Below are 11605 nucleotides of genomic sequence, written 5' to 3' on the forward strand. Positions count from 1 at the left end.
TATTATACAACAAAAAAAGGTTTGAGTGAAAAAATAGCAAGGCTACAAGAAAGTATGACTTTGGAAAAAGCCCTGAAAATGTGGCATAAAGCCAAATGGAGTATTGCTTTTAAAATGATAATCACTCCCTTGAAAGCTAAAGCGGAGAGTGTAGGCATTAAGACATAAAAAGGGAGCGCCAAAAAGGGCTTGATGTTGGCTTTGGCTAAGATGTGGCGTTTCAAGGTAGAATCTGCTCTTTTCCTCACTCACGCCATAGAGTGGGTCGCCTAAGATTCTATGCCCTATATACGCACAATGCAAGCGGATTTGATGTGTCCTGCCCGTAAGGGCTAGAGCGTAAATCAGTGTAGAATCTTTATAATAAGCTAGGGGGCGGATAAGGGTGTAGCTTTCTTTGCCTTTTTGACTAATAATACTTTTGATAGATAAATCCCCTTTTTGTTTTTGTGTCATTGTGGGCTTATCAATGAGAATCTCCCGATTCACTCTGCCTTCCACAATCGCACAATAGCCCTTAGAAATGGCACGATTTTGCATAAGTGATTCTAGAATCTTTTTACTTTTTGGGTTAATGGAGCATAGCACAAGCCCACTTGTTTGTTTATCAAGGCGGTGCAGGGCATTGGCGTGTGTGCCAAAGCGGGATTTGAGAATATCATTAAGTGAATAGTGATAAAAGCGTCCTTTTGGGTGAGTTAGGAGATTATGCGGTTTGTCATAAAGGCAAAAATCATCATTATAAAAAAGTGGTTCAATATGTAGCAAGTGTGGAATGGAGCTTGGCACAAACTCACTTAGCTCCACATCACCACAAATCTTTTCAGCCTTGCTGATGGGGCGATTATTTTGCATAAGGCGGTGTTTGTCTAGGATTTTTTGTGCTTGGGCTTGTGTGCATCCACGCTCACGCATAAGCCACAAAAAAGCCAAAATAGGCTCTTTGATATGATAGGGCGTATTGACAAAGGGCATTAGTTGAGAATTCCTAAGAGTTTATTTTTGAAGTTTTTATACATTTTGAATCTTTTATAATGAAAACAGGCATTATAAAGTGCAATGCTATGTTTTTTAAATGCACCATAGAGTTTGAGCCCCCATATCCCAAGCCCATAAGAGTAAGTAAGATTCCAGCTCCACAGCCCAGCATAGAATCTAATAAGGCAGAATCTCGCCCATTATGCAAGAAAGTAAAAAGTTTATCATACATACCAAAAGCCCCGCAGATTCCACTTGTAAGCAATATGCCACCCCACCATACAAAGCCCACGCCATAGCCAAATATAACTTTCCATAAGCTTATAGTGTGTTCTTCTTTTGCAAAAAGTTTTGCCGCAAGATTCCCATAAAGCAATGGCAAGAGATTAAACACAAAGCTCAATGCCACAATAGGCAAACAAATGCTAAAAGTCCATAGGCTAAGCAAAAAGCTTTGTGGGTAGATGGGAGCTTTTTTGTAAAGTTTAGGCAGGGGTGTTTTGCGGTAAGTTTGAGTGAGATTCACAATCTTTGTAAATGTACTTGAATCTTGAGCTGTATTTTGCAAGGATTTGAGCCAAATGAGATTAGCATAATAGTCCGTGAAAGTGGTATTTGAGCTTAGGAAACTTGCGAAAAAATGTGCCATTTCTTGTGATTCTTGGCTCTCATATTCAAGTAGAATCTGCTCTAGCTTTTGGCTAAAAAGCATATGGAGCTGCTCTAAATCCATATCTTTTGGGCAGATAAAAGGCTCATTATAGATAACAAATGCTTTGCCACCAAGCAAAGTAGGATCATCATAAAAAACACTCATAGGCAGGATATAAAGGGGAGTGTGGGAAGATTGTGCAGATTCTAAGGGAGTTTTTTGGATTATCATCGCTAGTCTCGCCGCTCCTTGCTCAAAAGGTAGATGTTTATGTCCTAGTGAGCTTGTGCCTTCGAGGAAAACATAGAGAATCTGTCTATTTTGCAAGACTTGCACACAGGTTTTTAAGGCGTTGAGATTAGCTTTTTTATAATGAAGCGGGTCATCTTTTTGCCGCGTTATAGCAATGCCCGGAAAAATTGCTCTAAGCCACCAAAACTTATGCAGTTGCTTTGCCATCATAAAAGCAAATCGTGGAATAAAGCGTCCATACACCCAGCCATCAAACGCACCATTGCGATGAGAAAGCAAAGCAAGATAACGATGTGTAGAATCTAGCCCTATATCTTTTGTGTGGAGTAAAATGCGTGGGCGTGGGGCTTGTGGATTTTGCTGGGTTGCTAGATTCTGTGTGCTGCATAGATTTGCAAGGGCGGGTTTGTCGCTTTGTAATTGTGTTTGTTGTGCTTGGATGTGTGTGGAGCTAGAATCTTGTGGTGTGAGATGAAAATCTTGTGGAACAACATCACGCCACGCGATGAGCTTTACCTCACGCAAATAAATGAGATGAAAAAGCCAAATAAAAATCTTAATAAATCTTTGTTGTTTCATTAGCATCCCTCTCCCTTAGGGTAAATAAATTATATTGATACTAAACAATTTTACATAACCTTTGAACTTGTTTGATGATTTGCAAATCGTGCATTTTAAGTTAAATTACTAAGCAAACACATAGAATCTAAGATTCTACACCAAAAGTCTAACGCTTAAATCTCCCCTTGCTAAAATCAAGCAAATCCTGCACGCTTTTTACCCTAAGAGGTAGCATATTTACAGCTATTTCAAAGATTCTAAAACTTGTGAGTGCATCAGCATAGGCACGATGGCTAACAGCCGTGTTAATACCCAAAAATTCATTCAAATATGACAAGGCATAACGCTTTGAAAGAATAGTTTTTTTAGCTAAATCAATTGTGCAAAGCTTAGGATTAAGCAGACCAAAAAGCCCATTTTGTCGCAAATGATAATCTAAAAAGCTAAAATCAAAATTCACATTATGAGCCACAAACACACCACCACCCAAAAACTCCCTAAAAGCCCTTAGCACTTCCTTGCTCTGTGGGGCATTTTGTATATCTTCTTGCCTTATGCCTGTTAGCTCTGTGATGTTTTCAGGCACAAAGGGAGCATACACATAGCTTTCAAAGCTTTCTAGAATCTGCGAATTTTTCACTCTCAATGCACCGATTTCTATAATCTCACTGCTTTGGGGCTTTGCACCATTTGTTTCAATATCCACAAAAACAAACTCTCTCTCCTGCCACGCTTGAAAAAATGTCGCAAGGCTAAAGTATAGCTCACCATTTTTCTCTTGCGTATGCAATGCCCCACCAGCACCTTTTAGCAGCTCTATTTCAGATTCTACATCGGCATATAATCCGCCGATATTCTTCACATACATATAAAACTGCTTTTCATTCATTGGCGATTGTCGCAGTTTTTCAAAAAGCTGAGCGTAAGTCATCTAATATAGAATTTAACGCAAAGATTGTATTGCTTGTTTATAATCATTTGAGCCAAAGATATAGCTCCCAGCTACCACCATATCAATCCCAGCATTTTTTAACGCAGTGATATTTTTATCACTCACCCCACCATCAATCTCCAAAATGCAGTTAGGATTTAGCCTATCGCGGAGATTTTTGAGATTCTCAAGCTTTTTAAGAGAGCTAGGGATAAAGCTTTGTCCGCTAAAACCCGGATCCACGCTCATAAGCAACACCAAATCAACATCGGGCAAAATATATTCTAAATCCTGCTCATTTGTGTGAGGATTTAGCACCACACCGGCTTTAATTCCCAAATCTTTAATCTGCCAAATAATACGATGTAAATGCTGCACTTCTTCAATATGCACACTCATAAAAGCTGGTTTCAATGGAGCAAATAACTCCACAAAAAAAGGCACATTTTTGACCATAAGATGAATATCTAGTGGCTTACTTGAAGCCTTTGCAATGCTTTTTACAATCATAGGACCCATAGTGAGATTTGGCACAAAATGCCCATCCATCACATCAATATGCACATAATCACACCCCGCATCACACACATTTTTTACTTCTTCGCCAAGCCTTGAAAAATCCGCTGATAGCACACTTGGGGCGATGAGAATCTCCTTGTTTTCTTTTGTTTGCATCGTTATCCTTATAGCTTAATAGCTTAAATATTAAAATCTTTATGCTATTGTAACACATTCAAACTCGTTTGCACTTTAAGGAACAATATGCCACACTCCCAATCGCCACAGATTCAAGATAAACCCACTTCACGCCTTTATGCGTATTTGCACCCTTTTTCCCCCACACTTTTTTATCCCCTGCATTCCCTTCCTGCCCCGACGATTCCCTACAATCCTTGCGGACTAAAAATCCCCTACACCACAGGCTTTGATGCCACAAAACATATTTCTAATCCTAAGGCTATTGTGATTTTTATAGGAGGATTTTGCGATACGATTATGCGTGCGGTATTTAGGGAATTTGTAGGATTCAAAGCAGAATCTTGCCTCAAGATCTATGCGAGTTTTAAATCACGCAGCCTTTTTGCTTTATGGCTTCCTATCCTTATGGAGCAGAATCTGCCCATTTTTGTCATCACTCATTCGTGGGGTGCGAGTAATTTTTACAAAGCCTTATGCGATATACAAAGCTCTCATCATATCTCCTTGCATTATCTTTTAACCCTTGATCCTGTGGGATTTACTTCCCACACACGCCGCCCTAATGGCATAAGACTTTGGGAAAATGTCTATATTAAAAACAAAGCCAAAAATCTCCGCAGACCAAATATTGTAGCCCTTATAGGAAGAGCTTGGAATAAGGTTACAATCAGTGATTATAATGCTTTCTTAGATTCACCATATCATCACGCAAGCATTCATCAAATGATACAAGATTCACATTTTTATGAAGAACTTGACAATATCATCAAAGCTTAAAGCTAAAATGCTATAATCCCAAGATTTTAAACAAAAGGAATCGTATGATAAGCGTGATTATTGAAACTCTAAGAGAGGCTGCCGTGCGTATTGATACGCTTTTAAAAGACACCTCCACAAACTACCTTGAAAGCACAAATGCTAGTGGAGATTCACAGCTTGAAGTTGATGTGAGAGCTGATAAACTTTTGCAAGAAATGCTCCTAGAATTGCCTTGTGTAAAAGGTATTTGCAGTGAGGAACAAGCAGAGATTGTGTATTCTCAAAATACACAAGCCCCTTATATCATCGCTTATGACCCACTTGATGGCTCATCTTTGTTTGATAGCAACCTAAGCATTGGCACGATTTTTGGAATCTATAATGAAAAATTAGAAGCAGATTCACTTATTGCAAGTGGATATATCATCTATGGTGTAAGGCTTGAGATGGTCATAACCCAAGAGCAAGTCTTGCACTCTCGCTATAATGGCAAAATTTGGAAAAATCTAGGCGCATTGCAACTTCAAGCAAAGGGTAAGTTAAACTCGCCCGGTGGCACACAAAAAAATTGGGAAGGCAAACATAAGGCAATGGTAGAATCCCTTTTTGCCCAAGGCTATCGTTTGCGATATTCTGGTGGAATGGTGCCAGATTTACATCAGATTCTTATTAAGGGTGGAGGGTTATTTAGCTATCCTTCAACAAGTGATGCACCACAAGGGAAGCTAAGAAAACTCTTTGAAGTATTCCCCTTTGCCTTTATCTATGAAAAAGCCGGAGGAATAGCTACAAATGGCAAAGAAAGACTTTTAGAGCTTAAAGTAGAACATCTCCACGACACCACGCCTTGCTTTTTTGGCAGCACTTATGAGATGAATCTTGTAAAGGAAGTCTATGAATGAGACATTAAGCACGGATATTTTTACACAAAGGCTTGAAGAGAAAAGTCGCATTTTACAGCAATGCCAACAAAGTAAATCTTTTACATCTTGCTCACAATGTGAGAGTTTTCTCCTTTGTCAAACACGACAAGAATATGTCAAAGCCGTGTATGAGAGTATGTCAAAAGGACAGCAAGGCGACTTTGACTTCAACTAAAACTAAAATCAAAAAGGATAAAAATGCAACAAAAAACTTTCATCACCTCCCCTATTTATTATGTAAATGACATTCCTCATATAGGACACGCTTATACGACTATTTTATGCGATATGCTCAAAAGGTTTAGAATCTTGCAAGGTGAAGATGTGCTATTTCTTACCGGCACAGATGAGCACGGGCAAAAAATAGAGCAATCCGCACAAAAGCATAATCAAACTCCACAAGCTTACGCCGATAGCGTGAGTGTGAAGTTTAAGGAATTATGGAATGAATTTCAACTTGATTATGATATTTTTGTCCGCACCACAGATTCTAAACACTGCCAAAGCGTGCAGAAAGCCTTTGAGATAATGTGTGAAAAAGGTGATATTTATAAGGGTAGCTATGAGGGAAACTACTGCATCTCTTGTGAGAGTTTTTTTACCCAAAGTCAGCTAGGAGAGAATCTTAGCTGTCCAGATTGTGGGAAACCAACTCAAATTGTGCAAGAGGAGAGCTATTTTTTTGCCTTAAGCAAATATCAAGACAAACTCCTAGAGTTTTACAAACAAAACCCAAATATGATAGCCCCTGCATTTCGCCAAAATGAAGTGGTAAAATTTATAAGTGAAGGCTTAAATGATTTATCCATCACACGCACAAGCTTTGAATGGGGAATCCCACTGCCAGAAAACCCAAAACGCAATGATAGTAAAAAGCACATTATGTATGTGTGGCTTGATGCTTTGCTTAGCTATATCAGTCCGCTTGGCTATATGCAAGATTCTGCAAAGATGGCTTATTGGGAGAATGCTCTGCATTTTGTAGGTAAAGATATTTTACGATTCCACGCTGTGTATTGGATAGCCTTTTTGATGAGCCTTGATTTACCCCTGCCAAAGCATATTTACGCACACGGCTGGTGGACTAAAGATGGGGCAAAGATGAGTAAAAGTATCGGCAATGTCATCAATCCACAAGAAGTCGCACAAGCCTATGGCATAGAATCTTTGCGATATTTTTTAATGCGTGAAATGCCTTTTGGGCAAGATGGGGACTTTAGCCAAAAAGCTTTGATTGAACGCATTAATGCCGAGCTTGGCAATGATGTGGGGAATTTGCTTAATCGCCTTTTGGGTATGAGTGAGAAGTATTTTTCACTCAAAGTAGATTCTAAAGATGTGAAAAAGTTTTTTGCCACAGAATTAAACGAGCTAGAAAACATCATTGATCGCACACAAGAAAAAATGCAAACTATGCAGCCACAACGCTACATTGAAGAGTTATGGGCTGCCTTTAGCCTAGGTAATGGTGTCATCACAAAATATGAGCCTTGGAATCTCATCAAAAATGCACAGCAAGATAAGGCAATGGCATTACTAGGGCTTATTGCTAATATTTTAGCAAAAGCCTCTTTGCTTCTTTATCCCATAATGCCACAATCTGCTGAAAAAATAGCCTACGCCTTATCTTTTACAATCAGTCCAGATTCTTTTGCCACACTCATTAAGCAACACGCTCTGCTTGATAGCCTAATCCTTCAAAAAATCCCCCCACTCTTTCCGCGTATAGATTCACCCCTTATGCCCGAATCCACACAAGAACACATAGAATCTAAACCTTTAGATTCTAAAACACAGGGCAATCAAACAAAATCTGCAAATATTGCAAATCTTATTGATATTAAAGATTTTAGTAAAATTGACATACGCGCTGGAAAAGTCATAGAGTGCTGTGCGGTAGAGAAAAGCCAAAAACTCTTAAAACTTATGGTAGATATTAATGAGCCAAAACCTCGTCAAATCATCTCTGGTATCGCGCAATACTACAAGCCTGATGAATTGCTTAACAAGCAAGTGTGCATTATTGCTAATCTCAAACCTGCCAAATTGATGGGGCTTTTGAGCGAGGGAATGATACTTGCTAGTAAAGATGAAAATGGCTTGTCCCTGCTTTGTTTAGATACTCCGCGTGAGAATGGGAGCAAGATAAGCTAGATTCTAGTCTATAAGGACATTTTTTGAGAGTAAATGAAGTTGTAGAAATCACTAAAGGAAAGTTGTTAAGCTCACCTTCCATAGCGGAGTTTTCACGCATTATCTGCCATATAGAGCAGATTCAAAGAGGTGATTTATTTATCGCTGCTGACCACACACAGATTCAACAAGCTATTGAATCTGGGGCGTATGGGGTGATTTATGATAATCCACAAATAGCAATAACTGATGAAGAAATAGCGTGGATTTTGGTAGAAAACCTTCAAGATTCTCTTATCCGCCTTATCCGCTACAAACTCCTTGCTAAAAATGTTACGACCATTTCGCTTAGCCCCGTTGAAGAGGCTATCGCAAAAGAGATTATTGATGATGTATCTGTGAAGTTTTCTTCACATAGCTTAGAAGATATTATTGAGCTGTTTAATGATGAAGTGGCTTTTATCATCACACATAATCAAAATGTGCTTGATATTAGCTTTGAAGTGGTTGGCTCTAGTGTGCCTTCACAGCGTCCGTTTCTACTGCTTTCACACACGCTTTTTGATAGCACCATTTTTTACAAAAGCACCCATTATCGTATCAATCTTCCCAAAATATTTTTTAATGAGTTAAGCTCTGTGCTGAATCTTTGTCAAACTCGCCAAATCAGCCACGACCTCGCCCGTTTTAAACATATCCCATATTTTAAGCCTAATTTTCTTAACGCCTTTGGCAAGGTTATTGAATATGGTCAAGCCGCTAAGGTTGCCATTGCCGAAGAGGATATAGAGCAGTTTAAAAAATATATGGCTTATATTGCCAATAATGCCGCGTGGGGGAAATTCCTTTTTCTCGTGCCTTTAGTGTATTTGGAGCTGTTTAACCAAATAGCTCAAACTTTTGCTTACAACACACAAGAAGAATTATGCGAATATATCCGCACACAAAATTTTAATTTTGCCCTTGTGCTAGGCATTAACGATGAGACACTCACCAATGCGCTCAATACAAATCATAGGCAAATAAAAGAGCTAGATTTATTTTCAAATTTGTGGGAGCAAGAAGCACAAAATCCACAAGAAGATTCTCTATGAGCGAGTTTGAAGAGTATGCTAAAGCTAAGGCTACAAGCATACTAAAAGCCAAAAACATTGCTCCATTATTAGAATCTATTGCTACCTTGCCCCATATCCCTTCACGCATACGGAGTGATAATGGAATCCACATTACCGCTTTAGATTCTGCTTTTACTTTAGATTCTAGCTCGCAATATAGCCAAATGCTACACTCTCTTGCTACACAGCTTAAGCCGTGGCGTAAGGGGGGATTCTATCTTTTTGATTTGCATATTGATAGTGAATGGCAAAGCTTCATTAAATGGCAGCTTCTTGCTCCGCATTGTAAGCTAAGTGGCAAACATATTGCCGATATAGGCTGTAATAATGGCTATTATATGTTTGAAATGCTTTTGCATAAGCAAAAAATGCTAAATTTTTATGAATATTCTAAGCTACCTGATAATTTGCCAAAGTCAATCACCGGCTTTGACCCAAGCGGGATTTTTAAAGCTCAATTTGAGTTTTTAAACCACTTTATCAAAGCTCCCATTGATTTTGAGCTTTTAGGCGTGGAAGATTTGCCTTTGTATTGTCAATCACGCAAGAAGGCTTTTGATGTAATTTTCTGTCTTGGTGTGCTATACCACCGCCTTAGCCCCATAGAAACGCTAAAGTCCCTCTCTCAATGCTTAAATCGTGGCGGGGAGCTTATCCTAGATACGCTTATTTATGAATCTAGCCAAGAGTTATGCCTAAGCCCTGCAAAAAGTTATGCTAAAATGTCAAATGTTTATTTTATCCCAAGTATCCCTACTTTGCAGGGTTGGTGTGAGAGGGCAAAGTTTAAACATTTTGAAATCCTAGCCCTTATGCCTACCACCACACAAGAGCAACGCCAAACGCCGTGGGTAGATTCTCAAAGTCTTGAAAGTTTTTTGCAACAAGATAAAAGCCTTACCATAGAAGGCTATCAAGCACCTGTGCGAGGATATTTCAAGCTTAAAAAGGAGTAAAAATGACAGATGATGGCTTAAATGAAGAAAATGCCCATATTCCCTTAGAAAATGACGATTTGCAAGTTTGCACCTCTATGTCCCCCAGCATCGTTGGGGAGCTTGTTGAGCTATATAGAAACAAAGCAATCGTGCGGTTTCGCCCAAATGAGCGTATGATTATGGATGAGAGTAAGATGATTCACGCCGGATTTGTGTTTAATGCTGCAAGTTTTGCTGCAATGGCAGCGATTAATAAAAAATATAGCGTGCTTATCGCTTCAGATGTGAAGTTCCTAGCACCCATTGAGCTTGGACACGAAGTGGTATTTAAAGCCCAAGCCGTGCAAAGCGATACAAAAAAATGTGAGGTCAAGGTTGAAGGCTTCTTGCTGGATATTAAGATTTTTGATTCACTTTTCCACATTGCTGTTTTTGATAAAAAAATCTTTAAACTTCGTTTTAAAGATGAATAATTCGCACCTGTTTGTTATTGTTTTTTTTTTTTTTTTGTAAAATAACGATTCGTGTTTTCTATTTTACTTTTCGCTTAAGGAGTTGTCTATGGGTTTTTTCAATCGTCTTAATATCGGCACAAAGCTTGTTCTTGTCATTTCTGCCATTGTTGCGTTTTGTATTGCGATGATGATTTTCATTGTTTCACAAACTGCATCAAGTATCCTCTCTAATGAGAGTGATAAACTTTTAAGTAACACCGCATATCGCTACAAGTATTTCCTTGAAGGGGTAGTTAATGAAATCTTTGCCACCACTATTAGTGCTGAATCTAGTCTTGCTGCAATCCTTGGCGAGAAAGGTATGCTTAATGAAATAGTACTAAGAGATATTATAGGCAATGTCGTTGATGCTAGCCGCTACTCTGTGGGTGGCTTTATCATTATGAATAAAGACTATACAAGAGATTTTTTAAGCACAACTTCATATGCTTTATCAAGTGGGGAGTTTGCCATTTTTGCAATAGATACTGACCCAAAAATGGGAGGAATAAAGCTATCAAATTTTCCTAGAGAGATTCTAAGCCAATTTCCAGAGATTCTACCCTCACTTTCAAGCAACACAATCAGTGTGACAGATTCTAAGGAGATAAGTATCGATGGGGATAAATTTTATGTCAAAGCTGCAATCGTCCCTATTATCCATAAAAACAAAGTTTTAGGAATTATGGGGAATTTTCTCAACCTAGAAGATATTGAAACGCGTTTGGTTGATAGCAAACTTGATGTGTTTAAACACGCACAGCGTTTTGTCATCAACACTAATGGAGATATTATCTTTAATAAACGAGCAGCCATTCGTCTAAAGAATATCCGTGATCTTAATCCTCACCCAAGTGCTAGTGCCATTGTTGAAGCTGCAAAAAAGCTAGAAGATGGAATCTTGACCTATACAACACTTGATGGAGAAAGTTCAAAATTAGCTATTACTTCATTTGAATTGTGGCCTGGCACGAAGCAATATTGGAGCGTTATATCACTCGCCCCTTTTGAAGCTATTGAAGAGCCACTATCCACATTACAGCTTGTTGTAATATCAATTGGTATTGTAGCCATTGCTTTGATTTCTCTTATCGTGTTTATCTTCATCCGCACAACAATAGTAAATCGTATCCGCAATATCTCCAACGCTCTCTTTGAATTTTTTAAATA

At 38.7% G+C, this 11605-nt stretch carries 12 protein-coding genes; 8 read left to right on the forward strand and 4 right to left on the reverse strand.

What is annotated here, in order from left to right:
- Positions 1–42: 42 nt before the first annotated feature.
- The 4 genes from EBF12_RS04205 to rpe all read right to left on the reverse strand — a co-directional run bounded on the left by EBF12_RS04205 (position 43) and on the right by rpe (position 4049).
- Entirely contained in the window at positions 43–975 is a 933-nt protein-coding gene (locus EBF12_RS04205; protein ID WP_121726552.1) for a pseudouridine synthase family protein, read from the reverse strand.
- Between the two features lie 13 nt (positions 976–988).
- Positions 989–2461, reverse strand: coding sequence for a 1-acyl-sn-glycerol-3-phosphate acyltransferase (locus EBF12_RS04210; protein ID WP_244196356.1), 1473 nt, complete (start codon positions 2459–2461; stop codon positions 989–991).
- Between the two features lie 148 nt (positions 2462–2609).
- A complete protein-coding gene (locus EBF12_RS04215) occupies positions 2610–3374 on the reverse strand; it encodes a 3'-5' exonuclease (RefSeq protein ID WP_121726553.1) in 765 nt (254 codons plus the stop codon).
- A 12-nt stretch (positions 3375–3386) separates the two neighbouring features.
- Positions 3387–4049: a ribulose-phosphate 3-epimerase gene (gene rpe / locus EBF12_RS04220; protein ID WP_121726554.1), complete on the reverse strand. Its 663-nt coding sequence runs from the start codon at positions 4047–4049 to the stop codon at positions 3387–3389.
- 87 nt (positions 4050–4136) lie between these two features.
- On the opposite strand from rpe, the gene EBF12_RS04225 reads away from it, so the two are divergent.
- From EBF12_RS04225 to EBF12_RS04260, 8 genes are all read left to right on the forward strand, one after another.
- A complete protein-coding gene (locus tag EBF12_RS04225; protein WP_121726555.1) occupies positions 4137–4850 on the forward strand; it encodes a hypothetical protein in 714 nt (237 codons plus the stop codon).
- 44 nt (positions 4851–4894) lie between these two features.
- Positions 4895–5734 carry a class 1 fructose-bisphosphatase gene (locus EBF12_RS04230; RefSeq protein ID WP_121726556.1) on the forward strand — a complete coding sequence of 280 codons (840 nt, stop codon included), beginning with the start codon at positions 4895–4897 and terminating at the stop codon, positions 5732–5734.
- The gene (locus tag EBF12_RS04235) at positions 5727–5930 is read left to right on the forward strand and encodes a hypothetical protein (RefSeq protein ID WP_121726557.1); all 204 of its coding nucleotides are present in this window, start codon (positions 5727–5729) and stop codon (positions 5928–5930) included. Before EBF12_RS04230 ends, EBF12_RS04235 begins: the two co-directional genes overlap by 8 nt.
- Positions 5931–5953: 23 nt before the next feature.
- Positions 5954–7909 carry a methionine--tRNA ligase gene (gene metG / locus EBF12_RS04240; RefSeq protein ID WP_121726558.1) on the forward strand — a complete coding sequence of 652 codons (1956 nt, stop codon included), beginning with the start codon at positions 5954–5956 and terminating at the stop codon, positions 7907–7909.
- A 23-nt stretch (positions 7910–7932) separates the two neighbouring features.
- Entirely contained in the window at positions 7933–8982 is a 1050-nt protein-coding gene (locus EBF12_RS04245) for a hypothetical protein (protein WP_121726559.1), read from the forward strand.
- The gene (gene cmoB / locus EBF12_RS04250; RefSeq protein WP_121726560.1) at positions 8979–9959 is read left to right on the forward strand and encodes a tRNA 5-methoxyuridine(34)/uridine 5-oxyacetic acid(34) synthase CmoB; all 981 of its coding nucleotides are present in this window, start codon (positions 8979–8981) and stop codon (positions 9957–9959) included. The genes EBF12_RS04245 and cmoB overlap by 4 nt, the downstream gene beginning before the upstream one ends.
- Positions 9960–9961: 2 nt before the next feature.
- The gene (locus EBF12_RS04255; RefSeq protein ID WP_121726561.1) at positions 9962–10414 is read left to right on the forward strand and encodes a hotdog domain-containing protein; all 453 of its coding nucleotides are present in this window, start codon (positions 9962–9964) and stop codon (positions 10412–10414) included.
- 88 nt (positions 10415–10502) lie between these two features.
- Positions 10503–11605, forward strand: a 1103-nt coding sequence (locus EBF12_RS04260; RefSeq protein ID WP_482793326.1) for a PDC sensor domain-containing protein, incomplete at its 3' end; no start/stop codon positions are given.

The organism is Helicobacter labetoulli (assembly GCF_003670275.1).
GTDB lineage: Bacteria > Campylobacterota > Campylobacteria > Campylobacterales > Helicobacteraceae > Helicobacter_C > Helicobacter_C labetoulli.

Coding starts and splice junctions, on each gene's coding strand:
- metG (WP_121726558.1), top strand. CDS start 5,954: ATGCAACAAAAAACTTTCATCACCTCCCCTATTTATTATGTAAATGAC.
- EBF12_RS04205 (WP_121726552.1), bottom strand. CDS start 975: ATGCCCTTTGTCAATACGCCCTATCATATCAAAGAGCCTATTTTGGCT.
- EBF12_RS04215 (WP_121726553.1), bottom strand. CDS start 3,374: ATGACTTACGCTCAGCTTTTTGAAAAACTGCGACAATCGCCAATGAAT.
- EBF12_RS04225 (WP_121726555.1), top strand. CDS start 4,137: ATGCCACACTCCCAATCGCCACAGATTCAAGATAAACCCACTTCACGC.
- EBF12_RS04235 (WP_121726557.1), top strand. CDS start 5,727: ATGAATGAGACATTAAGCACGGATATTTTTACACAAAGGCTTGAAGAG.
- EBF12_RS04230 (WP_121726556.1), top strand. CDS start 4,895: ATGATAAGCGTGATTATTGAAACTCTAAGAGAGGCTGCCGTGCGTATT.
- rpe (WP_121726554.1), bottom strand. CDS start 4,049: ATGCAAACAAAAGAAAACAAGGAGATTCTCATCGCCCCAAGTGTGCTA.
- EBF12_RS04255 (WP_121726561.1), top strand. CDS start 9,962: ATGACAGATGATGGCTTAAATGAAGAAAATGCCCATATTCCCTTAGAA.
- EBF12_RS04210 (WP_244196356.1), bottom strand. CDS start 2,461: ATGAAACAACAAAGATTTATTAAGATTTTTATTTGGCTTTTTCATCTC.
- cmoB (WP_121726560.1), top strand. CDS start 8,979: ATGAGCGAGTTTGAAGAGTATGCTAAAGCTAAGGCTACAAGCATACTA.